The sequence below is a fragment of the Prochlorococcus marinus str. MIT 9211 genome, from assembly GCF_000018585.1.
Lineage (GTDB): Bacteria > Cyanobacteriota > Cyanobacteriia > PCC-6307 > Cyanobiaceae > Prochlorococcus_D > Prochlorococcus_D marinus_B.
The window spans coordinates 213,846-240,675 of sequence record NC_009976.1 but is presented as its reverse complement, the minus strand read 5'-3'; the positions used below and the strand labels follow the sequence as shown (position 1 = coordinate 240,675).

Sequence of the window (26,830 nt, the reverse complement as noted above, 5' to 3'; positions counted from 1 at the left end):
TCTCAATACAAGCTAAAAAACCTTGAACAAACGCTGGAGAAACATAGCCCTCTACTTCCTAATGGTAGTAGTAGTAATTTTTGTTGGGACTGCCTTATTAGATAAGCCCACAGAAACTCGTGATTCAAGAACTTTGCGATACAGCGACTTTATTGAAGCAATCCAAGAGGATCAAATCAGCAGAGTCATGCTCTCTCCAGATAATGGAACTGCACAAATAGTTGAGAATGACGGTTCTCGTGCTGAAGTAACCCTTGCTCCTGATCAAGACCTGCTGAAACTGCTTACTGAACACAATGTTGATATCGCTGTTCAGCCAACACGTCAAGCTGGTCCATGGCAGCAAGCTGCAAGTAGCCTTATTTTCCCAATAATTCTTTTAGGTGGATTATTTTTTCTGTTTAGACGAGCTCAAGGGGGTGCAGGAGGCAATCCTGCTATGAGTTTTGGTAAGAGCAAGGCTAGATTACAAATGGAACCATCAACTCAAGTAACTTTTAGAGATGTTGCTGGTATTGAAGGAGCGAAATTAGAACTTGCTGAAGTAGTCGACTTTTTAAAAAGTCCCGACCGATTTACAGCAGTGGGAGCCAAGATTCCTAAGGGTGTACTTTTGGTTGGCCCACCAGGTACAGGGAAAACTCTTTTAGCAAAAGCAGTCGCTGGAGAAGCAGCCGTGCCTTTCTTCTCAATTTCAGGCTCAGAGTTTGTAGAAATGTTTGTTGGAGTAGGCGCTAGCAGAGTAAGAGATTTATTTGAACAAGCTAAAAAAAATGCCCCCTGCATAGTCTTTATTGATGAGATTGATGCTGTTGGACGCCAAAGAGGTGCTGGGCTTGGTGGTGGGAATGATGAACGGGAGCAAACCCTTAATCAATTACTAACTGAAATGGATGGATTTGAAGGTAATACAGGAATAATCATAGTTGCAGCCACTAATAGACCAGATGTTCTTGACTCAGCTCTTATGAGACCTGGTCGTTTTGACAGACAAGTTGTTGTCGACCGTCCTGACTATTCAGGTCGTCTGCAAATACTAAAAGTACATGCCCGAGAAAAAACGCTATCTAAAGCAGTAGATCTCGACCAAGTAGCAAGGAGGACCCCTGGCTTTACTGGAGCAGATCTTGCAAATTTACTAAATGAAGCCGCAATTCTGGCTGCTAGAAGAGAGCTAAGTGAGGTTAGCAATGATGAAGTAAGTGATGCTATTGAACGTGTTATGGCAGGCCCTGAGAAGAAAGATCGTGTAATGAGTGACCGTAGAAAAAGGCTTGTCGCTTATCACGAAGCGGGACATGCCTTAGTTGGGGCACTGATGCCTGACTATGATCCAGTCCAGAAAATTTCTATTATTCCTAGAGGCCAAGCAGGAGGCTTGACTTTCTTTACCCCAAGCGAAGAGCGCATGGAGTCAGGTCTGTACTCACGGTCTTATTTACATAATCAAATGGCTGTAGCACTTGGTGGAAGAGTTGCCGAGGAAATAGTCTATGGCGAAGATGAAGTAACTACTGGAGCCTCTAACGATCTTAAACAGGTTGCTCAAGTGGCCAGACAAATGGTTACTCGATTTGGAATGAGCGACAAACTAGGGCCTGTTGCATTGGGACGATCCCAAGGAGGAATGTTTCTTGGCCGTGATATTGCCTCGGAAAGAGATTTTTCTGAAGATACAGCAGCAACGATAGACGAAGAAGTCTCTCAATTAGTTGATATGGCATACAAAAGAGCCACAAAAGTTCTTACTAATAACCGACAAGTGCTTGATCAACTTGCCGAAATGCTTGTTGAGAAAGAAACAGTTAATTCAGAAGATTTACAGGACTTGTTAATTCAAAGTCAAGTAGAAGTTGCAGAGTATGCATAACTAATCAAAGTTATATTTTAATCGGTTTAAGTAAACGAATTTACTGCCAAAGGCCGCATTGACCTTGCTGTCTTAAAAGATGATCAGCCAAAACTAATGCCACCATAGATTCCACCATAGGTACTGCTCTTGGCAAAACACATGGATCATGTCTTCCTTTGGCTGACAATGTTCTTTCCTTCCCGTCAGAATCAACAGTCTTTTGATCTTTGCGAATTGTGGCTGTGGGTTTAAAGGCAACTCTTAAAACAATTAACTCTCCATTACTAATCCCACCTTGTATGCCTCCAGAATTATTAGTCGCTGTTCTCAAAATGCCTTTACCTGAAGGAATAAAAGCGTCATTATGTTCACTTCCTTTCAGAAAAGTGCCACTAAATCCTGATCCAATTTCAAAGCCCTTGCTTGCAGGTAATGACATCAATGCCTTGGCTAAATCAGCTTCTAATTTGTCAAAGACAGGCATTCCCAATCCTGCTGGAGGATTACGCACAATGCATTCAATAACTCCACCACAAGAGTCTCCATCCCGACTAACTTCTTCAATTCTTTCAACCATCAGTTTTGCAATTTTGGGATCAGGACATCGAACAATATTCGATTCAATATCTTTAATCTGAACAGAATTTGGATCCACATCAGCCTCAATAGTGTGAATTCGTTTCACCCATGCCAAAACTTCCGTCTGATTGACTTTTCTAAGTAATTGTTTCGCAATTGCTCCAGCAGCTACACGACCAATCGTTTCTCGAGCAGAAGCTCTCCCTCCACCACTAGCAGCTTGGACTCCATATTTCAAATGATAAGTTCCATCTGCATGGGAAGGCCTAAAAATATTTTGCATTTCCCCATAGTCATTTGGTCGGAAATCTTTATTCCTAACGACCATCGATATTGGTGTGCCTAAAGTTTTGTTGTCAACAAGCCCACTCAAGATTTCTACTTGGTCAACTTCATTTCTAGGGGTTGTAATTTTGCTTTGTCCTGGTCTCCTCCTATCCAGTTCTGCCTGAATTGCATCAACATCTATTGCAAGCCTAGGAGGGCAACCCTCCAAAATTACACCCACCCCTCCTCCATGAGACTCTCCAAAAGTACTTATTCGAAAAAGATCTCCAAAACTGCTGCCCATAAATCTCTTATTTTTTAAAAATCCTAAGGAAGTTCTTGGGAAAAGGCATCATTTCAGTTTTTCATATAGCAGAAAATACATATAAGACAATAAAAAACCCCCTCAAAGAGGGGGTTGGATAACTACTCATCAATGAGAGTTCGTATTTTTCTAAGGAAGTGCCTTAATTAACCAATAGCTGGAGCAACTAAAGCCACAGAAGTGGACTCAGCAGCAGCTAGGTCAAGAGGGAAGTTATGAGCATTACGCTCATGCATAACTTCCATACCTAGGTTCGCACGGTTAAGAACATCTCCCCAAGTTGGAACAACCTTTCCACCTGCATCAACTACAGATTGGTTAAAGTTGAATCCATTTAAATTGAAAGCCATGGTGCATATACCCATGGAAGTCAACCAAACACAAACAACAGGGAAAATAGCCAAGAAGAAGTGAAGACTACGGCTGTTGTTAAAGCTGGCATATTGGAAGATCAAACGACCGAAGTAGCCATGAGCTGCAACGATGTTATAAGTCTCTTCCTCTTGACCAAACTTATATCCATAGTTCTGAGACTCTGTCTCGGTGGTTTCACGAATAAGTGAAGAAGTCACCAAAGAACCATGCATAGCAGAGAACAAACTGCCGCCGAACATACCTGCTACACCAAACATATGGAATGGGTGCATCAAGATGTTGTGCTCAGCCTGGAACACAAACATGAAGTTGAAGGTTCCAGAAATTCCAAGAGGCATTCCATCAGAGAAAGATCCCTGACCAAATGGGTATACAAGGAAGACAGCGAAAGCAGCTGAAACAGGTGCTGAATAAGCAACACAGATCCAAGGGCGCATACCTAAACGGTATGAAAGCTCCCACTGACGTCCCATCCAACCGCAAATACCAATTAAGAAGTGGAAAACAACGAGCTGGTAAGGACCGCCGTTATAAAGCCACTCATCAACGGTTGCAGCTTCCCAGATTGGGTAGAAGTGCAAGCCAATGGCATTACTTGAGGGGACAACAGCACCAGAGATGATGTTGTTTCCATATAGGAATGAACCAGCTACTGGTTCACGAATTCCATCGATATCGACAGGAGGTGCCGCAATAAAAGCGATTACGAAACAAATAGCAGCCGCAAGAAGGCAAGGGATCATCAACACACCAAACCAACCAACATAAATTCGGTTGTCTGTGGAAGTAACCCAGTCGCAGAATTGTGGCCAACCTTTTAGCAGCGATGAACGCTGCTGCCTAATGGTTGTCATGAGGACGTGAATTATGTCCCTTTTGAGGACGGTAGTTAAGAGCGAGATATTTCTCGCCGAAAGGACTCTAAACCAAAAACCTCAAAAATGTGACCAAATCCATAGGACTTTTACTAAGACAATACAAAAACTGGACAAAGGACCTTCCCTTATAAGCATCAATTCTTGGGGTTTTCTTAAGCCTAATAGGATTCCAATTCCTTGCAAGGGACTGAAACTGATCTACGAAGCACTTAAGTAAAGAGATTCTTAATTTTCAGCTAAATTATCAAGGAACTTAATTCAAAAAAAATAATGAAGCTAAATATGCATTTTTTGAGTGAATTAATTGCCAAATCAAAATCTTTAAAATTCCTATATTTAGGCTTAACTGCATCCATTGTATTGGTAACGATACTTCCAACTCAACGTAGGCTTTCTGCAATTGAGGACTTCAATAAAATACTAAGTCAAAGATTATCTAAAGTTGAGGGAATGGATAGAGAAAATATAATTAAACTAAAAAGCAACAAAAATAAAGACTTTTCTATATATATAAAGTCTTTAACATTCAGACTAGGAAGTGAAGATGATCGGTTAAGAATTTATTGGTCAGATGGGGAAAAGACTGATCTTCCTTGTACTGAAGACGAGAACATCTGGGCCTGTGGATAATTATCGAATCACAATTTTCTTCAAATCTTCGTACCAATTTCGTTCAAATCTCCAACTTTCTCTAACCGTTAAACTCATTGCTATTCCTTTTTCCAAATATGCAGCTTCATTTATAAATACTGGGATTAAATCTTCCTGAAAGTTCTCTGCAGATAATTTTACTGTATTTCCTTCAGTATCTTCAAATAAAGGAGTTTCCCTATTAATCGGAATCCAGTCTTTCCCTTGTATTTGTGAATGAATAAACCCGCATTGATTACCTGACTCATCTCTTGGAAAATCTATACTCTTTAAATGCCTATGAACTAATATATTTTTAGGAAATTTTGCTTTCCCAGACTTAGCAAGTGCTATTTCATCAATGAAAGTTTGTAATGCAATCAATGTCTGATTAATAATTTTATTGTGTAAAACACCTTGCGAGACGGGACCAATTTCTACAACCATCCCACAAGGCCATGACTCAACCAAAAAACCTGTCTGAGACTTTTCACCCTCATGTAAATAAATGGGAAGGCCAAGACGGTTTTGAATCAATCCAGCAAGAGCCAAGTCAGCCGGTCTCCTTCCATAAACAACCAAACTAGAACCCATCGAAGAAGTTGTACTGTGAAAGTCAATTGCAATTTGGCATGGCTCAATTGCTCTGGATCCGTATAAATCAAGAAGTTCTTTTGCACGTTTTATCTCATAGTCATCAATTTTTGAAGAATTAAGTAAATCCTTAGAAAAGCTACGATTTAAATCACGATCTATATATCTTTTACACAATTGTCTAGCTAGAGGATTACCAATCACCGTAGAAAAGCCTAGACCATGAGTTTTTATTAAACCTGGGTTTTTTTTCCATTGATCTAAAAGCCAAGACGCATTAATTTCATTCCCATGGGTTCCAGCTACCAACAAAACTTGAAGATCCGACATCCGTTTTTTGGTAAAGCCTTCTATAACTCTGAAAATAACTAAAAAGAAAACCTTTATGTCGATACCTCCAGTAATTGTTGCCATCGCTAGAGAAAGCTGGAGGTGGCAATGGGAACAATTAATGAAAGGGCTTGCACCTGCAGATAAGTCAGGAAATTTCCAGAGAGTACCAAGCCAAGTCACTAATGCTGTCGTACCAATTAAAGAGAATCTGGTAAATCGTCACGCAAATGAGTTTCCAAGATTAATTATTGGTCGAAGCTGTCCTTGGGCTCATCGCACTTGGTTGGTTTATCAAATCAGAGGTTTGCAAACTTCTCTTGATTTACTTTTAGCAAAGGCTGATCATCGTCAAGGTCTCTGGAAGATAGAGCCTTCTTGGCTAGGCTGCAGTTCTCTTTTAGACCTTTACAAACTATGTGGGATCAGTCCAAAACATCGTGCAACTGTTCCTGCAATTATTGATCCCAAATCGACTCACACAAATGCACCCAAACTTCTTGGGAATGAAAGTGCCCAATTAATTGAAGTACTTAATGAATGGCCAGCTAAAGAGAATTCTCCAGACCTTTTCCCTCATAGATTGAGAAAGGAAATCAACGAATGTTCAAAAATACTTCAATCATCAATTAATGACGGTGTATATAAATGCGGTTTTGCTCGAAATCAAAAGGCCTACGAAAATGCCAGCGAAGAGCTTTTCAATGGCTTAAATGAAGTGGAGCTAAGACTTTCTAAAAAAGGGCCTTGGCTTTGTGGAGAAAATCTAACACTAGCTGATATAAAGCTTTTCCCAACATTAATTCGTTGGGAGGCTATATACGCTCCGTTATTTAAATGCAGCAAAAAACCTTTGTTGCTATTTCCCAAAATTTGCGAATGGAGAAGAAGGCTCTTCCACATCCCCGAAGTGATGAAGACTTGTAATTCAATTGACTGGCAGAACGATTATTTTGGAGCTCTATTCCCCTTAAATCCAAGTAATATTGTTCCAAATGGTCCTGATCTAACCACAATAGTAAATAGTTCTAGAAAAACTATGAAATGACTGAGAAATCACCAAGTTTAGTAACTTCTAAAACATTGATAGAGCCTGAGTTTGAAGGTTTTTATGGAAAATACAAAATTACCCTTGTAGACCAGCTAGAAGTTAAGCGCTATCGAATCTCAGTATTAGTCTGTGCAATTTCTTTTTGCTGTGGTTTAACTCAATGGCTTGCTATCGGTCCAAATTTGGCTTGGATATGGCTTATAACAATGACGATTTCTCTAGGACTAGCACTGCAATGGATTCACATCTACATTCTCTTTCTTCATAATGCTCTAAAAATATTTTGGGCGGTTGGATCTTTAGGAGTATTATTCCTTCTTTTTAATATAGGCCCTCAAGAAATGCTTTCTAGCATTGCCTCAAAACCAATATTAGAATTATTCATTGGGCCATTCTTTATGGCTCTAACCGGTTTAGGTTTTAAAGAATTTTTTTGCTTCCGTCGACCAGAAGCAATAGGAATGACATTCTTTATTCCTATTGCACTTTTAGGACATTTACTAGGAGTTTTAAGTCTAAGCTCAGTAATGTCACTTCTATTTATATCAGCAATCCTTTTATTAATAATGGCTGTGCGAAAATTTGGAGTTGATGCAGCTCTTGATATAGGTGATAAAAGTGTTTTTGAATACTTAGACAATCAAAAGACAGCCGAGTCATCTGGTATTTAGAAATACATTTCTTACCGTAGGTGTTGCAAAGCAAACCAAGTGCGGTTTTTACATATGACAAATTCAAGAAGGTTATTAACCTATATATGAATGAGATGTTTTCGCCAAGAATTCATGAACACAATCGACGAACACATTAAAAAGGATCAAAATGAGATCCTTTCTGCTAAAGCCGAAGGAAACACTCCAAAGGTTCGCCACTTAGAGGAGGAACTTCATTCTCTTGAGGAATATAAAGAGCATCACCCCGAAGACAAGCATGATCCAAATGCTCTTGAGTTATTCTGTGATGCCAATCCAGATGAGCCTGAGTGCCTAGTATATGACGATTGATCGAACACTGGTAAATAATAGAAATTAAAAAAGCGAGCTTAAAGCTCGCTTTTTTAATTCAACAATATTGCTTTAATAATCCATATTGAAATCTGAAGGGCTTCCTGTTAAAGAGCAAACCACTGATTCTTCTTTTCTCATCTCACGCACTTCATCTATAGGACGTCCCATTTTGCGGAGAACTTCAATCTCCTGAGGGGTTTGGCACCTGGCAATTACATTGCCTTGGCTATCGAAACAAGTAAAAAAATTCATGACTAGAAGAGCCTCATACTATTTATGACCAATCATTGAGTAATCGACAAGTACGAATTAGACCTCAAACACATAAAAAATATTAAATCTCTAACTTTTCCCAGACGTTTTTGAGTAGTTCATCTAAACCTTCACTTGTAGCAGCAGAAATAAAAATGATATCTCTATTAGTAAAAGCACGAGCCTCTGCTTGCAATTTCTGAAGGCACTGTTCATTCAAAAGTTCCTTCTTATTAAAAACTAAAACTCTTGGCCTATTCATAAGGGAATGACCATAGGCAAATAGTTCTTTCTCAATGATCGCTATGTCTTCTATTGGACGTGCTGCAGCTGCATCTACTAAATGAATTAAAAGCCGAGTTCTTTCAATATGTCTTAAAAACTCATGACCTAGGCCCACCCCTGCAGCTGCTCCTTCAATTAAGCCTGGAATATCAGCAAAAACAGTTCCATCTCCAGTTGGCTTCCTAACAACACCAAGATTTGGAATCAGAGTAGTAAAAGGATAATCAGCAATTTTTGGTCTTGCCGAAGAAACTACTGACATCAAGGTACTTTTCCCGGCATTAGGCAAACCAATAATGCCAACTTCTGCTAATAATTTTAATTCCAAATGTAATAACCACTGCTCCCCTTCTTTCCCTTCAGTGCATTTTTCCGGTGCTCTATTGCTATTACTTAAATAATGAGCATTACCTAAGCCACCTTTCCCTCCATAAGCAACAACAAGAATTTCTCCATGGTGTTTTAAATCACCAAGAATTATCCCTGTAGTTTGATGTCTAACTTGAGTACCACAAGGAACCTTCAAAACAAGGTCTTTCCCAGATGCACCAGAACATTTATTAGGGCCTCCTCTTCGTCCATCCTGAGCAACGATGAACTTCTTAAACTTGAAGTCCAACAACGTCTGGAGATTTGAATCAGCTTGAAGCACAATCTCTCCACCTTTTCCACCATCTCCTCCAGATGGTCCTCCTGCAGGTACATACTTCTCTCTTCTAAAAGCAACGATCCCATCACCACCACGTCCTGCTTTTACTGAGATACATGCCTGATCAATAAACTGCACATCAAGCCATCAAGTATTCATTTTTACAATAACTCTTTCTAAATAAATAAAGCTTGAACTGATTATCTTTTGTCCACAATTATCTATCGCAACCAAATCACACTGCAACCTGATCCGCCATCATTTTGCTCTGCATCTACGACTCGCTCCACATAGGGGAGAGTCTCAAGCCATTGACGTAAGCCCCTTTTTAATTTTCCAGTTCCAATGCCATGAATTACCCAGACCTTCCCAATAGCATTGCGCAAACTTTCTTCAACTACTGCTTCAGCTTCATGAACTCTTAAACCTCTTACATCCAAAGTATTTCGATCGGTCCGCACTGTTGAAAAGCTTCCCATAGTTCGAGGAGTCGTCACTTTCACCGACGACTTAGGAATACTTGGTTTGCGACCATCAAGACTTTCTATACTAGACAAATCAACAGTGCTACGAAAAATCCCACAAAGAACAGTTAAATGGCAACCATCTTCAGAAATGGAGATTATCTCTCCAGACTTGCCAAGAGCTATAAGTCTCACACGATCTCCGATTTTTGGTCTCCAATTAAAATCATTCCTTCTTGAAACTTGTGGACGCGAGTCAAATTCAATCTGCTTTAAACGTTGCCCTGCTTTTCTTGCTATATCTCCATCTGCTCCTTCTGCACGTAAACGACGGATTAAATTCCTAACTTCTCTTTGACCTTCACGTATAGACGTACCTAATTTATATCTACCAACTTCCTGCCATTTTCTATTGGTTTCTTGTTGCTGTTCCCATCTAGCAAGCAATTCTTCATAAAGCAATTCGGTTCTAGCCAAAAGGGCTGCCGCGTCTTCTGCAGCTTTCTGCTGTCTCTCTCTCTGTTCTTCGAGTCCAAGGATCACTTGATTAACATCTTGCAATCCTTTGGGTCCAATTAATTTTTTTGCTGTTTCTGTGATTTGAGAATCAAGCCCTAATCGAATAGCAATCGCAACAGCATTGCTCCTGCCAGGAATTCCCCATAACAAATGATAGGTAGGCCGAATAGTTTCACTATCGAAGGCGACCGAAGCATTCTCAAAGCGAGAATCGCTATATTTCAATGCTTTCAATTCTCCAAGGTGAGTTGTTGCGATTGTTAGTCTTGCGCTATCGGCCAATGCTCGTAATAGAGAAATAGCTATAGCACTCCCTTCAGTGGGATCAGTGCCTGCACCAACCTCATCCAATAGAACTACCGTTGGTCCAGGAGATTGAGCAATTACATCAAGTATTCGAACTATGCGAGCAATATGTCCACTAAATGTTGAAAGGTTTTGCTCAAGAGATTGTTCATCTCCTATATCGGCTAAGACCTGATTGCACCAAGGTAAAGTAGGTTCCGAGGAACATGGCAAAAGCATGCCACACCTTGCCATTAAAACTGCCAAGCCAAAGCTTTTCAGAGCAATTGTTTTCCCGCCTGTATTGGGACCAGTAATAGCTACTACCTTTAGTCCTTTGGAGACATCGAAAGTTATTGGAATGACTTTGTGACCACCAAGTTTTTTGTTTTTCCAAAGCAATAATGGATGGGAGAAATCTTTAATCAGGAAAGGATCGTCCTCTTTAGTTGTTATTACAGGGAGCACACCTCCTAGCCAATCGCCATACCGAGCTCGTGCCAAGCCAAGTTCCAATTGCAAAAGCACACTAGACAGATGATTCAATGAATTAATATTCTTAGCGACTAATTGACTCCATATGGAAAGGAGACGTTCTTCCTCTTTGGAAATCTTAGTTTGAATTTCAACGATTTGATTGCCAAGAGAGATAACTATTTGTGGTTCCAGAAAAATTGTATTCCCAGAAGATGAGCTGTCATGAACAACACCAGGAACTTGATCTACGGAACCGACTTTCATTGCTATTACAGGTCTCCCATATCTTTCTGCGATAACAGTATCTTGAAGGATTGAACCATTCCTTCTGATCAGATCCTGCAGAATACTCCTTCTTCCTATCCGTAAATCCTGCAAATGACGACGAAGCTGAGAGAGTTGATTGCTTGCTCTATCTGCGACTCTACCTCCTTCTTCTATCCCAAACAAAAGAACTTTTTCAAGTTCATGGTGAGTGGCAAGATCAATGAATAAAGAGGTTGTATAAGGGCGAGATACTGGATCCTCGAAAATTTTTTTTAGGCGTCTCACCGCTCTAAGGGTCTCAGCAATGCTTAACAATTCCTCCCCGGATGCAATTCCACCCTTTGAACAATGCAAAATCACACCATCCAATTCATTGACGCCTTGAAAACTTATGCCCGCTTCAAGATTTTTATCTAAAGTACCGATTTCTAGAGTTTCAGATAATCTTTTTCTTGTTGTTTCAATATCTTGTGGAATCTCAATATTCTTGCACTCACGCTTACCTTTCGCAGTCGGTGCAAAGGTTGAGAGATGATTACACAGTATTCGCCAATCCAATAACTCCAATGTTTCTTCGAAAGCGGTGGCTGAGCTTCGCAATACGGAATTGTTTAACAAATCATCCATTCAAACCATTAACTCGTCTGATTAGAGGGAATCCCTTCAGGGGGCAAATAAAGCATTTCCAACCAGTTTCCCTCAGGGTCTTTCAAGTAAAACGAAGCTGTTCCATCCCGGTGATCATGAAGAGGGCCAACCTCTACTCCCGATTCCTTTAATTGAGTATGAGCAACTTTTACTTCCTGTTTATCCGTAAAATGAAATGCAAAGTGTGGGCCTGCAGCTTTATAGCCGGGTCCCAATAAAGCAAGTCCATCTTTGCCAGGTCCTGCTTCTAAATAACACCAATCAGGATCATCCCACACCAGTTTCATCCCTAGATTACTATAAAATTTTTTTGCACGATCCACATTTTCAACTCTTATAGCTATGTGACCAAGTCTTTGAACATTTGTAGTCATCATTCTTTAGTAGTTATTGAGACTGGTTAGGCGATAACCGATAGGGAATCTACTACTCTGATTAGTCAAATAATCCATCTCTCAACCAATGTGCAGCATCACATGCATGATAAGTAAGTATTAAGTCTGCACCTGCTCTTTTAAAACTCAATAGCGTTTCAAGAACTACCGATTTCTCATCTATCCATGATTTTTCCGCAGCAGCCTTAACCATTGCATACTCTCCACTAACGTTGTAAGCAGCAATTGGCAATTCAGATTCTTGTCGTAAACGATAGATAATGTCCAGATACGCTAAGCCTGGCTTCACCATCAAAATATCAGCCCCTTCTTGCTCATCAAGTTGAGCTTCTGTAATTGCTTCACGTGAGTTAGCAGGATCCATTTGATAACTATTTTTATTTTTAGGAATAGGTTTTTTATTAATTACCTTTGGGGCCGAATCTAATGCCTCACGAAAAGGCCCGTAATAAGCGGAAGAATATTTAGCCGTATAACTAATAATTCCTACATGCTCAAAACCCTCATCATCTAAAGATTCACGAATAGCACCAACACGGCCATCCATCATATCGCTGGGACCAATTAGATCAGCACCTGCTTGAGCCTGTACAATTGCTTGCTTGCAAAGACTATCAACAGTTTCATCATTTAATACAACTCCATCAGAACTAACGATCCCATCGTGGCCATCACTTGAATATGGATCCAGTGCAACATCAGTCATTATCGTCATCTCAGGAAGCTCTTGCTTTAAACGGCTAATCGCTTTGGGGATTAAGCCATTTGCATTAAAACACTCAGCGCCATCCTCAGATTTAAGTTCTTCAGACACTTTTGGGAAAAGCACTACACATTTAACACCTAGTTCCCAAGCCCTTTCTACCTCGCCAACAAGAGCATCTAAACTCCAACGATTGGCTCCTGGCATCGCACCAATTGGCTGAACATCTTGACCTTCATGAATAAATAGAGGGTAGATAAAATCAGATGCAGTTAAAATATTTTCCCTAACCAAGCTTCTTAACGAAGCTGTTCTACGCAGACGTCGAGGACGATAAGTTAACTCCATACTCAGAAGACGTGATAATAAGGATCGTATATGGGCAACGCTATAAGCGTGCCAACCTCAACCAATCCTTACGTGGGTTAGTAGTCCGCTGTTCCTTGAGTTCATTAAAAAGCTCAAGCTCCTTAGGACTCCATTGTTCAGGCAGTTCCATTTTAATAGTAAGCAACAAATCCCCTCGATCATTTTTCACTGGCCACCCCTTACCTTTCAGTTTCAAAGTTTTACCTGGCAAGGTACCTGGCGGTATAAATATTTGAGCTTGTCCATCGGGAGTCATTACTATAACTGTTCCTCCTAACAAAAGTTCATCTAAAGCAAGAGGTAAATCTGCAACAAGTTGATTGTGCTCTAGTTTCCAAATCGGATGCTGTGCAACTTTCAAAGTAATAATCAAATCGCCTCGTCTCCCCATTCCTGGTTGAAAATTCCCTTTGCCTTTAACTCTAAGTTTTGTTCCTGTACAAACACCCCTAGGAATCCTTATCTGAACTCGCTCATCATTAACTTTAAGCCTGCGATCTGTCCCTCTAAAAGCCTCGAGAAAAGTGATTTGCATATTTATTTCAGCATCTAAATTGACAGGAGTATTAGCGCCAGTTCTGTACAAGGGTGATCTTCGTGGGAACCCATTACTTGCTTGAAAACCTCCTAATCTTTCTAAAAGATCATTTATAAAATCATCAAAATTGCCATGCCATTCAAAATCAGCGTGGAATCCAGAGCCTTTGGAACTCATATCTGAAGATTTTTTCCAATTTTGTAAATACTCCTCATAAAGTTTTCTTTTCTTAGCGTCAGAGAGCACTGCATAAGCCTCATTTATTTCCTTAAATTTTGCTTCTGCATTCTTATCTCCAGGATTCACGTCAGGGTGATACTTCCTAGCAAGATTTCTAAAAGCAGCCTTGATTTCACTGGTTTTGGCATTTCGCTCAATACCAAGCAAATTAAAATAATCTCGAAATCCCCCTTTTGTCATATTAAATATTTGATTTGACCTGGAAGGCCCTTCTCTATTAAGTTTCCCAGCTCAGTCTGATTGTTGGGTCACTCCAAATGGAGGGAACTCCGTACGAAAGTACGGTCAACGATCTAATCTGGTTCAACTTGGATCCTAAATGGAGTTTTTCCACAGTGACCCTAATTAATGGTTTTCATCTAAAGAATATTAGAGGTGACATATTAGGTGGCCTCACAGCTGCTGTAGTTGCATTACCACTTGCACTTGCCTTTGGTAATGCAGCCCTAGGCCCTGGAGGGGCAATATATGGCTTATATGGTGCTGTTGTAGTTGGTTTTTTGGCAGCTTTATTCGGCGGTACCCCTGCTCAAGTAAGTGGACCTACTGGACCAATGAGTGTCACTGTGGCAGGAGTAGTCGCTAGCCTGGCTGCTGTAGGTGTTCCTAGGGATCTATCTGCTCAACAAATTCTGCCGCTCGTAATGGCTGCAGTAGTTATTGGCGGTTTATTTCAAGTTTTATTTGGTGTTTTAAAGCTTGGGAAATACATAACTCTTGTTCCCTACTCGGTTGTTTCAGGTTTTATGTCTGGTATTGGTGTAATTATTATTGCATTACAAATTGGACCCCTACTTGGAATTAGTACAAGAGGAGGCGTCGTTGAATCTTTAACAACAGTTGCATCAAATTTTGAACCAAATGGTGCAGCAATAGGGGTTGCAATAATGACTCTTGGAATAGTGTTTTTAACCCCCCGTAAAGTTAGTCAATGGGTCCCATCCCCTCTTATGGCTTTACTAATAGTCACTCCTATTTCTATTATTCTTTTTGGAGATAGTGGTTTAGATCGTATAGGGGAAATACCAAGAGGGGTACCATCTCTTAGCCTTCCAAGTTTTAATCAATACCTTCCAATAATCTTAAAAGCAGGACTGGTACTTGCTGTATTAGGTGCAATTGATTCTCTACTAACATCGCTCGTAGCGGACAATATTTCACAAACCAGACATAACTCTGATAGGGAACTAATTGGTCAAGGAATAGGTAATGCAGTAGCTGGATTGTTTTCTGGTCTGCCAGGAGCAGGCGCAACGATGCGAACAGTCATAAATGTCAAGTCCGGCGGGTCTACTCCTTTATCTGGAATGGTCCATTCAATAGTCCTATTAATAGTTTTAGTTGGTGCTGGGCCGCTTGCTGAGCAAATCCCTACTGCACTTCTTGCAGGCATTCTTATAAAGGTTGGCCTAGATATTATCGATTGGGGATTTTTACGCAGAGCTCATCGTCTTTCACTTAAGACAGCCACTGTTATGTATGGCGTCTTATTAATGACTGTCTTTTGGGATCTAATATGGGCTGTTTTAGTTGGTGTTTTTATAGCAAATATGCTCACAATTGACTCAATTACTCAAACACAATTAGAGGGAATGGAAGCAGATAACCCTCTTCAAGGAAGTGATGACGATCTACCATCATTGCCAGCCGATGAGCAATCATTACTAGAGAGTTGCTCAGGCGAGGTAATGCTTTTTAGGCTCAAAGGTCCTTTGAGTTTTGGTGCTGCAAAAGGAATTACTGAGCGAATGATGCTTGTCAGAAACTATAAAGTCTTAATCTTAGATATCACGGATGTGCCTCGACTTGGTGTGACTGCAACCTTAGCTATAGAGGATATGATTCAAGAAGCAAAAATTAATTCTAGAAAAGCTTATGTAGCTGGAGCAAGTGGCAAAGTACAAGAAAGACTATCCAAATTTGGAGTCGAAGGAGTAGTCTCAACGAGAAAAGAAGCTTTAGAAGCTGCTGTCAGTTTAATCAAAAATTAATACAATCAATACTGAAAAATCATTAAGCCTATGCAAAACCAATAACTCACTTAAGGAGATAAGAAAATTATGGAAACCAATCTGATTCTTCAAAATGTATTAACACCTCCAGTACTATTTTTCTTTTTAGGAATTGTAGCTGTAGTAGTACGTTCTGATCTGGAAATACCTGCACCTTTACCCAAACTTTTTTCTCTATATCTTCTACTAGCAATTGGTTTTAAAGGGGGACTAGCGCTTGAAAAGAGTGGTTTTGGAGGTCAAGTTTTTCCAACACTTATTGCAGCGATATTAATGTCTTTACTTATACCACTAGTATGTTTTGTAATTTTGCGATTAAAGCTTGATGTTTTTAATTCAGCAGCAATTGCAGCTGCCTATGGATCGATAAGTGCAGTAACTTTCATAACAGCAGAAAGTTTTTTAGAGAGTCAAAACATACCATTTGATGGCTTTATGGTTGCGGCTTTAGCATTAATGGAATCGCCCGCAATAATTGTTGGTCTTTTACTTGTAAAGCTAGGCGCTCCAAAAAATCGGCCAAATATACAAGAAATGAAATGGAGGTCTATTTTGCATGAATCAATGCTAAATGGATCAGTCTATTTACTTTTGGGTAGTCTAGTTATTGGATTCCTCACTGCTGCTCATAATCCAGTTGGAGTCGATAAAATGCAACCTTTTACTGGCAAGTTGTTTTATGGAGCGGAATGTTTCTTTCTATTGGATATGGGAATAGTTGCTGCTCAGAGACTGCCTAGTCTTAAGAAAGCAGGGTCATTCCTAATTATTTTTGCGGTACTGATTCCTCTTTTGAATGCATGTTTAGGAATTTTTGTTGCAAAAGCATTATTACTAGGTCCTGGTAATTCACTCTTATTTGCAATTCTATGTGCCAGTGCTTCATATCTTGCAGTTCCAGCTGCAATGAGAATGACGGTGCCTGAAGCTAAATCAAGCTATTACATTTCAACCACCCTAGGGTTAACTTTCCCTTTTAATATTGTAATTGGAATACCTCTATATATGGGTCTGGTAAACAAACTCATTCCTTCTATTGGATAAATAAATGAAACGACTGGATCTCATTTTTGGAGAAAGAGAGCTAGATGCAATACTTACTGCTCTCGAAGCTGCAGAGGTACCTGGGTATACCGTCTTAAAACATGCAACAGGTAAAGGTCCTCAAACGGTTGTTTCAGAAGATATGGAATTTACTGGTCTTGGCGCAAATGCCCACGTAATAGTCTTTTGCGAATTGGAGACTATAGATAAAGTAAGGGAAAATATAAGGTCTATACTTAGTTATTATGGAGGAGTTGCTTATGTATCAGAAGCAACTGAGCTTTAGGTTTTGATGGAATTTAATGAGTTCAATATTAAGAATGAACCCAATCAACTCTAATTGATTTTCTGCTATTTAAATATCTATCAATAGCCATTGCCGCAATACAGCCATCCGAAGCTGCTACAACAGCTTGCTTAAAAGGTGTATTTCGTATATCGCCTATAGCCCAAACACCTTCAGAAGTGGTGGACATAAAATCATCGACAACTACACCTCCATTTTCATTTAATGCAATTTGATCCCCAAGGAAATCGGTAATTGGCTTTGAACCACTCATATATACAAAAACACCTTCTAGAGTCAAAGATTGATTGCTTTCCTGAGAACGATTTTTAACAAGCACACCTGTCACACCACCATCATCACCTTCAATTTGCATTAATCTTGTGCGACTCCAATGCTTCACATTGGGCTGGTTCATTAAATCTTGGGCATGCATATCATCGTCTTTAGGGTCACTAGAGGTTATCCAATGAACCGTTGAAGCAAACTTAGTCAGAACATTTGCTTCTTCTATAGCCTCCTTGTTAGTACCAACTACTGCAACCTCTCGTCCTTTATAAAAAGCCCCATCGCAGGTTGCACAATAACTTACACCCCTTCCCAAGAAATCTGCCTCTCCTTTAAAAGAAGCCGGTCTACCCATAGCACCGCTTGCCAGTACAAGTGCTTTGGCTTTAAAAGTACCTTCAGGAGTAAAAACTGTTTTCCATTCTCCATTAACATCAACTCCAAATACTTGTGCCCTTCGATAATCAGTCCCATATTGAATTGCCTGATCACGCATCAAAGTTAATAAATCATCTCCACTGATATCTGTAGGAACTCCTGGATAATTAGCTATTTGATGGGTAATTGCCAAAGCACCTACAGAAGGATTCTTGTCTAGTATTACTGTTTTCAAATCAGCGCGAGAGGTATATAGAGCACAGCTACATCCTGCAGGCCCACCCCCAACTATTACTACATCAGTTTCAATAGTTTCCAAAATAGCTTTGTCTCCGTTGAGGGTTTAACTTCTGTTATTAGCAGAATATAAAGCTTGTGATGCTGAGAAAGAACATCATCAAGCTAATCATTCGAGAGCTGTGATCTATTGAATGATTATGGATCGCATTGTAGAAATAGAGAGCCTTTTAAATAGAATTGGTAAAAACTGATAAAAGCAAGACCTCCCAAAAGCGAAAGTGCGCGAGAACTCATTTAACTCATCCTCCTTCAAATCATAAATATGGAAAGGAAAGAAAACCTGAGAAAACTTTCACAATTTTGGCTGATTCCACTATTTATAGGAAGCTTATTGGCTACTGGATACAAAATTACTAACCAAGCATTTGTTCATAGAAACCAATTACTGGAAAGCAAAAATAGACTATTGCTTAAAAAAATGATTCCGCAGGAAGACTTAGAAGAGTCTTATCAAGGAATCCACATTAAACAGAACGGCCCTACTCAGAGTCTTGAAAAAGATATCGTCATAAAAAACTCTTCAAACAAAACAAATCTGAAAGCCACTCAAAAAACTCTGCTATTAGATTCGAAAAACCTTGAGTCAAAAGACAAAGTATCTACACCCTTATCCGCGACTGAAGAAATCAACGGGTCTTCAGAAAAGCTAACAAGAAAACATCCGACTTCATTTCTTAAAGATGAAGCTCCTAATATTGAATCAAATTTAGAAAAGGAGAAAAGAATATTCCAAAAACTATTCAAATCACTCCCAGATCCATAATCGAATGCAATCTTATAAAGTCTAGTTTGATGAATTAAGCCATGAGTTCATCCGAGAACCTACTAAAAGCAACCCTTAATCGCCTGACTGTTCGAATAGGGAGCAAAATTGTCAATGCCGCTGCTGAACTTGCAGTTATTGCTCAAGAGGGACCTGAGCGGCTAAAAGAAGAATGGCAAATTTTAAAAGATGAAATTATTACTGAAGCAAATCGATTAGATACTGATTCCAATGGTAAAGATGTCAGCCAAGAATCTGATGCCAAAGATAAAGAACCTAATAGTACAAAAGCAAAAATTGATCTAATTAGAGTCAAGGTCTCTGAACTCACAAGAGAGCTCGAGGACAAAATTTGAGGTATCTAAAAAAATTACTGCAATCTTTTCGCAGAAATTTGCGTGCAGTGAAAATATGGCGATCTGTTCTAGCTTTAATGACATTTCTTTGGTGGGACAACCAAGGGTGGACTTATCTAGGTGGTTATAACAAAAGAAAGAAAGATAGAAGACAAACCCTTAGAGCTAAGTGGCTGACCCAAGAACTCCTTCATCTTGGATCTGCATTTATTAAACTTGGCCAACTGCTTTCAGCCCGTCCAGATGTATTACCAAAAGGTTGGATAGTTGAACTAGCTTCACTCCAAGACAAAGTTCCGCCATTTGACTTTGTAAAAGCTCAAGAAATACTTGAGAAGGAATTAGGCCCTCGTTGCAAAGAAATCATAGATATCCAACAAACCCCTCTAGGAGCAGCTTCCTTAGCACAAGTACATAGAGGATGTCTTAAAAGTGGAAGACAGGTTGTATTCAAGATTCAACGTCCAGGATTAGAAACTTTTTTTCGCCTAGACCTTGAGATAATGCAAGAGGTGGCTTCATTATTTCAAAAAAACAAATCTTGGAGCGAAGGAAGAGATTGGATAGGCATGGCAAAAGAATGTCAAAGAGTATTGCTCCGGGAATTGGACTTTCAAATAGAGGCTGAATTTGCAGCAAGGTTTCGGCAGCAATTTCTAGAAGATCCCGCAATTCAAATACCTGGTGTGGTTTGGGAACTAACAACAAAAAAAGTCATTTGTCTGGACTATTTACCAGGTATAAAAATCAATGATCAAAAAGCACTCGCTCAACAAGGAATCAATCCTTCCAAAATTGCTGAAATAGGGGCTTCCAGTTATTTAAAACAACTTATTGAATTTGGTTTTTTTCATGCAGATCCACACCCTGGAAATCTTGCAGTTAGTGCTGATGGATCTCTTATTTATTATGACTTTGGAATGATGGGGACTATTTCTCAACGCTTGAGAGAAAGGCTTGGTGAAATGGTTCGCTTGGCTGCAATTAAAGATGCATCAGCATTAGTTGAGCAATTACAAGAAGCTGGCTTAATTGCTAAAGGGATAGATGCTGGCCCTGTAAGAAGGTTAGTCAGAGTAATGCTCCAAGAAATGCTAACTCCTCCATTCTCAGCAAATATTATGGACAAACTGTCTGGAGATTTGTATGAATTGGTTTATGGCAAACCTTTCAGACTTCCTGTTGAGTTAATTTTTGTTATGAGAGCTCTCTCAACCTTTGAAGGGGTAGGAAGAACTCTTGATCCTAGCTTTAATTTAATTTCAATAACAAAGCCATACTTAATTTCACTTATGAGCTCAACTAATTCAAATCCAAATGATTTAATCAATGAGATAGGTCGCCAAATGGGAGAGTTAGGTAGTAAAGCAGTTGGACTTCCTAAACGTTTAGATGAAAGTCTAGAAAGGCTTGAGCAAGGTGATCTTCAATTACAAATCAGGCTTGGCGAATCAGATAGACAACTGCGCCGAATGATCAATGCTCAACAATCAATGGGACAATCGATTTTAATTGGTTGCCTTGGTATTGCCGCAGCCTTACTAGGCTCAAGCAATCAACCTAGCTTTGCAATTATTCCAATATTAGGGGCAGTTCCAGTGTCTATGGGATGGATAAAACTGCAACTAAAAATGAGACGGGATGAAAGACTTGAAAGGATACAAGACAGCAATAAATAGTTATCCCAATAGAAATATCCTTATCACTTTTTGCCGCAAAGAGGTCCTAAATCATTAGACCCTGCATAAGTAGCCTCTGATCCCAATTCATCTTCAATTCGAAGTAGTTGATTATATTTTGCTACTCTTTCACTCCTACTTAATGACCCAGTTTTTATTTGACCGGCTCTAGTGGCTACAGAAAGGTCAGCAATAGTCGTATCTTCAGTCTCTCCACTCCTATGACTAATTACTGATGTATATCCTGAACGATTAGCAAGATCTATCGCCTGCAAAGTCTCTGTTAGAGAACCTATCTGATTAACTTTAATCAAGATTGAGTTGGCCACTTTCTGATTTATCCCTCGTTGCAATCTACTGGTATTTGTAACAAACAAATCATCGCCAACCAGTTGGACCTTTTCACCTAATTCTTTAGTTAATAATCCCCAACCTTCCCAATCATCTTCTGCGAGCCCATCTTCAATCGATACTATTGGATAAGCATTAACCAATTTAACTAACTCCTCAATCATTCCTTCGGTCGAATAATTTCTACCTCCAAAGAAATAAGCTCCATCCTTGAAAAACTCTGTACTAGCAACATCTAAAGCTAAAGAAATTTGTTCTCCTGGAATAAACCCTGCCTTCTCTATTGATTTGACAAGCAAATCTCCTGCCGCCTGATTGCTTTGCAAATTTGGTGCGAAACCACCTTCATCTCCAACAGCAGTAGATAAACCTTTTTCAGAAAGAAGTTGCTTAAGAGTATGAAAGACTTCTGCTCCCATGCGAAGAGCCTCCCTAAAAGTATTTGCTCCATGAGGAACAAGCATAAATTCTTGAAAGTCAAGATTATTAGCAGCATGAGCACCACCATTAATCACGTTCATCAATGGCACGGGCAATAGTGAAGCCATAGGGCCACCCAAATACCTATAAAGTGGCATCCCATATCCATTGGCAGCGGATCTCGCAGTAGCAATACTTACCGCCAAAATCGCATTCGCACCTAGTTTAGATTTATTTTCCGTTCCATCCAATTCACTCATTACTCCATCAATTGTTGCCTGATCTGACGCTGACAAACCGCAAATAGTAGGAGCAATCCTCTCCTCAATATTCTCAACCACTTTCAGCACACCTTTACCAAAATACCTATCTCCTGCATCCCTCAACTCGTGTGCTTCATAGGCTCCTGTACTGGCTCCACTTGGGACGATTGCTCGTCCAATAGCTCCTCCCTCAAGTAAAACTTCTGCCTCTACAGTTGGGTTCCCTCTAGAGTCAAGAACCTCTCTAGCTAAAACAGTATCAATAACTAGATCTAGAGAATCAATCACGTTGGTAAGAAATGTTGTTTAGATCTTATGAGTTGCTGGTAGCATTGCCTTTGTAGTTTTTAGTACTTTGTGTAATAGCAAAGCCTTTAAGAAACTCAGTTACCAAGCAAAATAAAGATAACTTCCTTAAAAACATATCACCCAACATGAGAATGCTCCATACGATGCTTCGGGTCGGTGATCTTGAAAAATCACTTTGGTTTTACACCACAATCTTAGGCATGAATCTACTGAGACAAAAAGAATATCCATCAGGTCGTTTCACTCTGGCTTTTGTGGGTTATGGACCAGAAGAAAATAATACGGTTTTAGAATTGACTCATAACTGGGATGTTGACCACTATGAACTTGGCAATGCGTATGGCCACATTGCTTTGGGAGTCAAAAATATCTTTGAAACTTGTGAGTTGATCAAAAAAAATGGTGGAAATATTGTTAGAGAGCCAGGTCCAATGAAACACGGAAAAACTATTATTGCTTTTGTGGAAGATCCTGATGGGTACAAAATTGAATTAATAGATCTCTCATCGAGAACCCTCAAATAATGACTAAATATTTTTTAAAATCCCTGAAATTACAACAATGAAAAAAAGTCTTACAACTAACCCTGATCTCTTTAGCAATTCTGCATGGGAGCTATTAATAGGAAGTGAGCATGAAGCTCGTAGATGGAGACATGAATATCTAGATGTTGAGCATCTTCTTCAAGTGCTATTTACTGATTCTAATTACAAAAATATTGTAGATCCACTGCCAATAAATAATGCCGAACTACTTGATGAAGTGGAAGAATTTCTTGCAAACTTGCCAGCATCTAGTTCAAACAGAATTTTTATAGGTGAAGATCTGGAGGAGTTACTAGACACAGCTGAAAATTTCAGAGCAAGGTGGGGATCTCGTTTAATTGAGATCTCACATATTCTAATTGCCCTAGGTAGAGATAAGCGCATCGGGACGAAGCTATTCACAGAACTCGGACTCCCAAGTGAGATTCTAGAAAGCGAGTTAAGGCGATTACCAAAACCAATAAATAAAAAACGCAGCAGATCCGAAGAATCAATTCTTATAAAAGAATCAATTCCTTATCAGACAACCATTAATGATAAGGAAGAAAACTCTAAAATTTTTGATCAAGAATCTTCTATCCAAAAAACCCAGACAGCCCAAATTCAATTAAAAAATGGTTCAAATATTAATGAAGAAATAAATCCACTGAAGGAATTTGGAAAAGATTTAACCCTAGCAGCCATGAACGGCAAACTAGACCCTGTAATCGGCAGAAATGAAGAAATTCAATTAGTCATCAAAGTCTTATCTCGAAGAGGTAAAAATAATCCTGTGTTAATTGGTGCTCCAGGAGTTGGCAAAACAGCCATTGCTGAATTATTAGCCCAAAAAATAATTTGTAACGAAGTACCAGATTCTTTAAAGGGTCTAAAGCTAATTTCGTTAGATATAGGGGCTTTAATTGCAGGTACAAAGTTTCGTGGTCAATTTGAAGAGCGATTAAGATCGGTATTAGCTAGAGCTAGCAACCCTGATGCGGGGGTCATCTTATTTATTGACGAATTACATACAGTTTTAAGTACAGATCGCTCTAGCGCAGATGCAGGAAGCTTACTAAAGCCTGTTCTTGCAAGCGGTGATCTACGTTGTATTGGTGCTACTACCCCTGAAAGCTTTCAACGCACAATAGAGAAAGACCAGGCTCTTAATCGAAGATTTCAACAAGTCCCAATCAAAGAACCAAATCTTGAAGTAAGCGTAGATATTCTAAGAGGACTTAAAGAGCGCTATGAATTACATCATGGAGTCAAAATTAGTGATGAAGCATTAATTGCTGCCAATCGATTAGCAGATAGATATATTGGTGATCGCTGCCTTCCAGATAAAGCAATTGATCTAATTGATGAAGCTTCTGCTCAGCTAAAGATGGAAGCAACCTCAAAACCATTAGCTTTAGAAGAATTAGAATCAAGCCTTCATAAGTTAAGCGTCGATTTAATTAAAGCCGAAGAAAATTCATTAGAAACAGAAGTAATTAGAATAAAATCGAAACGTGATCTTATAATTCAAGAGTCCAAAAAAATCTCTGCTCAATGGGAAAATGAAAAACTAATGGCTAAAGAACTTAGTGAGTTAGTCAATCAAGAAAATATTATTTGCAATTCAATAGAAGACGCAGAAGAGAAAGGAGATTTAGAAACAGTAGCCAGGTTGAAATATGATGAACTTCACTATTTACATGAAGCAATTAATGACTTAAAAGCTTCGATTGAGAGATTCAAAAGTGATGGAACATCTTTAATAAGAGACCAAGTAGAGCCTGAAGATATAGCTGATGTTGTTTCTAGATGGACTGGGATACCTGTCAATAAAGTTATGGCTGGTGAAAAACAAAAGCTTTTAAATTTAGAAACAGATCTAGGAAATAAAGTAATTGGTCAATCTGAAGCAGTCAAAGCAGTTGCAGAGGCTATAAAACGAGCAAGAGCTGGGATGAAAGATAGTTATAGACCAATTGGATCGTTTCTTTTCTTAGGGCCAACAGGCGTAGGAAAAACAGAGCTTGCAAAAGCCCTTGCTGCTTCACTGTTTGATGAAGAGGAGGCCTTAATCAGATTGGATATGAGTGAATTTATGGAAAGAAATGCAGTTGCAAGATTGCTTGGAGCGCCACCAGGATATGTAGGCTATGAAGAAGGAGGTCAGCTCACTGAGGCAGTAAGACGGCGGCCATATTCAGTACTACTTTTAGACGAAATAGAAAAAGGTCACCCAGATGTATTCAATATTCTTCTTCAAGTTTTGGATGATGGACGTCTTACAGACTCTCAAGGGAGAACAGTAGATTTTCGTCACACAGTTGTTGTTATGACAAGTAATCTTGCAAGTCGCACAATTCTAGAAAACGCTAACTCCTTATCTGCAGAGATAAATGAAACTACTCTTAGCAATGAGAAATTAACCAAAAGTATTGATCAAGCATTAAGGCAGCAGTTCCGACCAGAGTTTCTCAATCGTATAGATGAAATAATCTGTTTCAAGCCACTTTCTATAGATCATCTCCAACGCATTGTGAGATTACAGCTAACTGAGCTGAGAGAATTACTAGCTGAGCAAGGCTTAGAGCTGCGTGTAGATAGTTCAACTATTGAAGCGCTTGCAAAGGAAGGTTATGAGCCTGAATATGGCGCAAGACCTTTAAGACGCATCATCAGAAGGCGCATAGAGAACCCTCTTGCAAACCAATTATTAGAAGATAAATTTTTTGGGGCAAATGCGGTGAGAATAAAAGTTTCTTCAGATAAATCTGAATCATTAGAATTTATTGGAGAGAACTAAAAGAGTGATTATCGATTAATCTAATAACTATAAAGAATTTGAAGGTCAGTGCTGTTGCACAATCTTCAACCTAAAACCCAAAAGTGACAAGCTCATCTTCTAACGAGTCCTCAGATTCCGTTTCACCTCCCAATGAAGAAGACCCTTCACCGAAAAAAGGTTTTCTTGGCTCAACTATTGATGAACTAAAACTAGTTGTTTGGCCAACTCGCCAACAGCTATTTAGTGAATCAATAGCTGTAATATTAATGGTCACCCTATCTGCAGCAGCAATTGCAGCTGTCAGTCGTTTTTATGGTTGGGGTGCATCACATATTTTCCGTTGAAACAGTAATTTTCAACACCCCCTACAAATCTCCTTTACCGATCTATTTCAACAGTGACAGAGCTTGATTCCACACCCCAAGAGTCATCACAATTACTTGACTTGACTTCTCAAAACAGTGGGGAGGAAGGCACTATTCTCGCTAAAACCACCATTGCTCGTTGGTATGCAGTTCAAGTGGCTTCTAGTTGTGAAAAAAAAGTCAAAGCGACCCTTGAGCAAAGAGCGGTGACTCTAGGAGTAAGCAATCGAATCCTGGAAATTGAGATTCCTCAAACTCCTGCAGTCAAATTAAAGAAAGACGGATCCAGACAATCAACAGAAGAAAAAGTATTTCCTGGCTATGTACTTGTACGTATGGTCCTTGATGAAGACACAATGATGGCTGTTAGAAGCACTCCAAATGTAATTAATTTTGTAGGAGCAGAAGATCGTCGCCCTACCGGCAGAGGTAGAGGCCATATCAAGCCAAGGCCATTGAGTCGAGAAGAGGTCAATAGGATCTTTAAACGGACATCAGAGAAGAAAACAGTAGTTAAGCTTGATCTATCTGAAGGGGATCAGATCCTGGTAACTTCTGGACCATTTAAAGACTTCCAAGGAGAGGTGATTGAAGTCTCTGGCGAAAGAAACAAGTTAAAAGCTCTACTATCTATCTTTGGAAGGGAAACTCCTGTTGAGCTTGAATTCTCACAAATCAACAAACAAAACTAACAAACTTCTTTTTCTATTATTAACTTGATAGACCTCAAG

General features: G+C 39.4%; 26 protein-coding genes. 15 read left to right on the top strand and 11 right to left on the bottom strand.

The annotated features are described in order from the left end of the window. Positions 1 to 22: 22 nt before the first annotated feature. Positions 23 to 1,870, top strand: coding sequence for an ATP-dependent zinc metalloprotease FtsH3 (gene ftsH3, locus P9211_RS01225; protein ID WP_041391000.1), 1,848 nt, complete (start codon positions 23 to 25; stop codon positions 1,868 to 1,870). A gap of 40 nt (positions 1,871 to 1,910) precedes the next feature. Here ftsH3 and aroC read toward each other — a convergent pair whose 3' ends face one another. Together aroC and psbA are read right to left on the bottom strand one after the other, a co-directional pair. Continuing rightward, positions 1,911 to 3,002, bottom strand: coding sequence for a chorismate synthase (gene aroC, locus P9211_RS01220; protein WP_012194803.1), 1,092 nt, complete (start codon positions 3,000 to 3,002; stop codon positions 1,911 to 1,913). A 167-nt stretch (positions 3,003 to 3,169) separates the two neighbouring features. Continuing rightward, the gene (psbA, locus tag P9211_RS01215; protein WP_012194802.1) at positions 3,170 to 4,252 is read right to left on the bottom strand and encodes a photosystem II q(b) protein; all 1,083 of its coding nucleotides are present in this window, start codon (positions 4,250 to 4,252) and stop codon (positions 3,170 to 3,172) included. A 306-nt stretch (positions 4,253 to 4,558) separates the two neighbouring features. Here psbA and P9211_RS09050 point away from each other — a divergent pair, with 306 nt between their 5' ends. Continuing rightward, positions 4,559 to 4,906 (top strand): hypothetical protein, encoded by a 348-nt coding sequence (locus P9211_RS09050; RefSeq protein ID WP_143703320.1) that lies wholly within the window; start codon positions 4,559 to 4,561, stop codon positions 4,904 to 4,906. Here P9211_RS09050 and P9211_RS01200 read toward each other — a convergent pair whose 3' ends face one another. After that, positions 4,907 to 5,830: an aspartoacylase gene (locus tag P9211_RS01200; RefSeq protein ID WP_041390996.1), complete on the bottom strand. Its 924-nt coding sequence runs from the start codon at positions 5,828 to 5,830 to the stop codon at positions 4,907 to 4,909. 55 nt (positions 5,831 to 5,885) lie between these two features. On the opposite strand from P9211_RS01200, the gene P9211_RS01195 reads away from it, so the two are divergent. From P9211_RS01195 to P9211_RS01185, 3 genes are all read left to right on the top strand, one after another. Then, the gene (locus tag P9211_RS01195; RefSeq protein ID WP_012194799.1) at positions 5,886 to 6,878 is read left to right on the top strand and encodes a glutathione S-transferase family protein; all 993 of its coding nucleotides are present in this window, start codon (positions 5,886 to 5,888) and stop codon (positions 6,876 to 6,878) included. Continuing rightward, the gene (locus P9211_RS01190) at positions 6,875 to 7,552 is read left to right on the top strand and encodes a DUF2301 domain-containing membrane protein (RefSeq protein WP_012194798.1); all 678 of its coding nucleotides are present in this window, start codon (positions 6,875 to 6,877) and stop codon (positions 7,550 to 7,552) included. The genes P9211_RS01195 and P9211_RS01190 overlap by 4 nt, the downstream gene beginning before the upstream one ends. 114 nt (positions 7,553 to 7,666) lie before the next feature. After that, entirely contained in the window at positions 7,667 to 7,885 is a 219-nt protein-coding gene (locus P9211_RS01185; protein ID WP_041391349.1) for a CP12 domain-containing protein, read from the top strand. Between the two features lie 72 nt (positions 7,886 to 7,957). Here the strand turns inward: P9211_RS01185 and P9211_RS01180 are convergent, their stop codons facing one another. The 6 genes from P9211_RS01180 to P9211_RS01155 all read right to left on the bottom strand — a co-directional run bounded on the left by P9211_RS01180 (position 7,958) and on the right by P9211_RS01155 (position 14,159). Further along, positions 7,958 to 8,140 (bottom strand): hypothetical protein, encoded by a 183-nt coding sequence (locus P9211_RS01180; protein ID WP_012194796.1) that lies wholly within the window; start codon positions 8,138 to 8,140, stop codon positions 7,958 to 7,960. Positions 8,141 to 8,222: 82 nt separating this feature from the next. Beyond that, positions 8,223 to 9,212: a GTPase ObgE gene (gene obgE / locus P9211_RS01175; RefSeq protein WP_012194795.1), complete on the bottom strand. Its 990-nt coding sequence runs from the start codon at positions 9,210 to 9,212 to the stop codon at positions 8,223 to 8,225. Positions 9,213 to 9,295: 83 nt separating this feature from the next. Then, positions 9,296 to 11,713 carry an endonuclease MutS2 gene (locus tag P9211_RS01170; protein WP_012194794.1) on the bottom strand — a complete coding sequence of 806 codons (2,418 nt, stop codon included), beginning with the start codon at positions 11,711 to 11,713 and terminating at the stop codon, positions 9,296 to 9,298. A gap of 8 nt (positions 11,714 to 11,721) precedes the next feature. After that, positions 11,722 to 12,111, bottom strand: coding sequence for a VOC family protein (locus P9211_RS01165; protein ID WP_012194793.1), 390 nt, complete (start codon positions 12,109 to 12,111; stop codon positions 11,722 to 11,724). A 58-nt stretch (positions 12,112 to 12,169) separates the two neighbouring features. Next, on the bottom strand, positions 12,170 to 13,180 hold the full coding sequence (gene hemB, locus P9211_RS01160; RefSeq protein ID WP_012194792.1) for a porphobilinogen synthase: 1,011 nt from the start codon (positions 13,178 to 13,180) through the stop codon (positions 12,170 to 12,172). 40 nt (positions 13,181 to 13,220) lie between these two features. Next, positions 13,221 to 14,159, bottom strand: coding sequence for a DnaJ C-terminal domain-containing protein (locus P9211_RS01155; protein ID WP_012194791.1), 939 nt, complete (start codon positions 14,157 to 14,159; stop codon positions 13,221 to 13,223). A 155-nt stretch (positions 14,160 to 14,314) separates the two neighbouring features. Between P9211_RS01155 and P9211_RS01150 the strand changes: the two genes are divergently transcribed. The 3 genes from P9211_RS01150 (at position 14,315) to P9211_RS01140 (ending at position 17,321) form a co-directional block, all read left to right on the top strand. Then, on the top strand, positions 14,315 to 15,970 hold the full coding sequence (locus P9211_RS01150; protein WP_041391345.1) for a SulP family inorganic anion transporter: 1,656 nt from the start codon (positions 14,315 to 14,317) through the stop codon (positions 15,968 to 15,970). 69 nt (positions 15,971 to 16,039) lie between these two features. Then, the gene (locus P9211_RS01145; RefSeq protein ID WP_012194789.1) at positions 16,040 to 17,035 is read left to right on the top strand and encodes a sodium-dependent bicarbonate transport family permease; all 996 of its coding nucleotides are present in this window, start codon (positions 16,040 to 16,042) and stop codon (positions 17,033 to 17,035) included. Between the two features lie 4 nt (positions 17,036 to 17,039). After that, entirely contained in the window at positions 17,040 to 17,321 is a 282-nt protein-coding gene (locus P9211_RS01140; protein WP_012194788.1) for a P-II family nitrogen regulator, read from the top strand. 28 nt (positions 17,322 to 17,349) lie between these two features. Here the strand turns inward: P9211_RS01140 and P9211_RS01135 are convergent, their stop codons facing one another. Beyond that, entirely contained in the window at positions 17,350 to 18,306 is a 957-nt protein-coding gene (locus tag P9211_RS01135) for an NAD(P)/FAD-dependent oxidoreductase (protein ID WP_012194787.1), read from the bottom strand. Positions 18,307 to 18,549: 243 nt separating this feature from the next. Between P9211_RS01135 and P9211_RS01130 the strand changes: the two genes are divergently transcribed. The 3 genes from P9211_RS01130 to P9211_RS01120 all read left to right on the top strand — a co-directional run bounded on the left by P9211_RS01130 (position 18,550) and on the right by P9211_RS01120 (position 21,085). Beyond that, on the top strand, positions 18,550 to 19,050 hold the full coding sequence (locus P9211_RS01130; protein WP_012194786.1) for a hypothetical protein: 501 nt from the start codon (positions 18,550 to 18,552) through the stop codon (positions 19,048 to 19,050). A gap of 41 nt (positions 19,051 to 19,091) precedes the next feature. Beyond that, positions 19,092 to 19,406 (top strand): hypothetical protein, encoded by a 315-nt coding sequence (locus P9211_RS01125; protein WP_012194785.1) that lies wholly within the window; start codon positions 19,092 to 19,094, stop codon positions 19,404 to 19,406. A 77-nt stretch (positions 19,407 to 19,483) separates the two neighbouring features. Then, positions 19,484 to 21,085: an ABC1 kinase family protein gene (locus tag P9211_RS01120; protein WP_143703361.1), complete on the top strand. Its 1,602-nt coding sequence runs from the start codon at positions 19,484 to 19,486 to the stop codon at positions 21,083 to 21,085. Between the two features lie 23 nt (positions 21,086 to 21,108). Here P9211_RS01120 and eno read toward each other — a convergent pair whose 3' ends face one another. Further along, on the bottom strand, positions 21,109 to 22,407 hold the full coding sequence (eno, locus tag P9211_RS01115; protein ID WP_012194783.1) for a phosphopyruvate hydratase: 1,299 nt from the start codon (positions 22,405 to 22,407) through the stop codon (positions 21,109 to 21,111). 146 nt (positions 22,408 to 22,553) lie between these two features. Here eno and gloA point away from each other — a divergent pair, with 146 nt between their 5' ends. The 4 genes from gloA to nusG all read left to right on the top strand — a co-directional run bounded on the left by gloA (position 22,554) and on the right by nusG (position 26,791). Next, positions 22,554 to 22,952 carry a lactoylglutathione lyase gene (gene gloA / locus P9211_RS01110; protein WP_012194782.1) on the top strand — a complete coding sequence of 133 codons (399 nt, stop codon included), beginning with the start codon at positions 22,554 to 22,556 and terminating at the stop codon, positions 22,950 to 22,952. Between the two features lie 37 nt (positions 22,953 to 22,989). Next, positions 22,990 to 25,752, top strand: coding sequence for an ATP-dependent Clp protease ATP-binding subunit (locus tag P9211_RS01105; protein ID WP_012194781.1), 2,763 nt, complete (start codon positions 22,990 to 22,992; stop codon positions 25,750 to 25,752). Positions 25,753 to 25,835: 83 nt separating this feature from the next. Then, positions 25,836 to 26,078, top strand: coding sequence for a preprotein translocase subunit SecE (gene secE, locus P9211_RS01100; RefSeq protein ID WP_012194780.1), 243 nt, complete (start codon positions 25,836 to 25,838; stop codon positions 26,076 to 26,078). Positions 26,079 to 26,131: 53 nt separating this feature from the next. After that, a complete protein-coding gene (gene nusG, locus P9211_RS01095) occupies positions 26,132 to 26,791 on the top strand; it encodes a transcription termination/antitermination protein NusG (protein WP_012194779.1) in 660 nt (219 codons plus the stop codon). The last annotated feature ends 39 nt before the right edge of the window (positions 26,792 to 26,830 follow it).

Coding starts and splice junctions, on each gene's coding strand:
- P9211_RS01155 (WP_012194791.1), bottom strand. CDS start 14,159: ATGACAAAAGGGGGATTTCGAGATTATTTTAATTTGCTTGGTATTGAG.
- aroC (WP_012194803.1), bottom strand. CDS start 3,002: ATGGGCAGCAGTTTTGGAGATCTTTTTCGAATAAGTACTTTTGGAGAG.
- P9211_RS01180 (WP_012194796.1), bottom strand. CDS start 8,140: ATGAATTTTTTTACTTGTTTCGATAGCCAAGGCAATGTAATTGCCAGG.
- P9211_RS01195 (WP_012194799.1), top strand. CDS start 5,886: ATGTCGATACCTCCAGTAATTGTTGCCATCGCTAGAGAAAGCTGGAGG.
- P9211_RS01165 (WP_012194793.1), bottom strand. CDS start 12,111: ATGATGACTACAAATGTTCAAAGACTTGGTCACATAGCTATAAGAGTT.
- P9211_RS01140 (WP_012194788.1), top strand. CDS start 17,040: ATGAAACGACTGGATCTCATTTTTGGAGAAAGAGAGCTAGATGCAATA.
- P9211_RS01170 (WP_012194794.1), bottom strand. CDS start 11,713: ATGGATGATTTGTTAAACAATTCCGTATTGCGAAGCTCAGCCACCGCT.
- psbA (WP_012194802.1), bottom strand. CDS start 4,252: ATGACAACCATTAGGCAGCAGCGTTCATCGCTGCTAAAAGGTTGGCCA.
- P9211_RS01190 (WP_012194798.1), top strand. CDS start 6,875: ATGACTGAGAAATCACCAAGTTTAGTAACTTCTAAAACATTGATAGAG.
- P9211_RS09050 (WP_143703320.1), top strand. CDS start 4,559: ATGCATTTTTTGAGTGAATTAATTGCCAAATCAAAATCTTTAAAATTC.
- P9211_RS01145 (WP_012194789.1), top strand. CDS start 16,040: ATGGAAACCAATCTGATTCTTCAAAATGTATTAACACCTCCAGTACTA.
- gloA (WP_012194782.1), top strand. CDS start 22,554: ATGAGAATGCTCCATACGATGCTTCGGGTCGGTGATCTTGAAAAATCA.
- P9211_RS01125 (WP_012194785.1), top strand. CDS start 19,092: ATGAGTTCATCCGAGAACCTACTAAAAGCAACCCTTAATCGCCTGACT.
- hemB (WP_012194792.1), bottom strand. CDS start 13,180: ATGGAGTTAACTTATCGTCCTCGACGTCTGCGTAGAACAGCTTCGTTA.
- P9211_RS01105 (WP_012194781.1), top strand. CDS start 22,990: ATGAAAAAAAGTCTTACAACTAACCCTGATCTCTTTAGCAATTCTGCA.
- P9211_RS01185 (WP_041391349.1), top strand. CDS start 7,667: ATGAACACAATCGACGAACACATTAAAAAGGATCAAAATGAGATCCTT.
- P9211_RS01130 (WP_012194786.1), top strand. CDS start 18,550: ATGGAAAGGAAAGAAAACCTGAGAAAACTTTCACAATTTTGGCTGATT.
- P9211_RS01120 (WP_143703361.1), top strand. CDS start 19,484: ATGACATTTCTTTGGTGGGACAACCAAGGGTGGACTTATCTAGGTGGT.
- P9211_RS01200 (WP_041390996.1), bottom strand. CDS start 5,830: ATGTCGGATCTTCAAGTTTTGTTGGTAGCTGGAACCCATGGGAATGAA.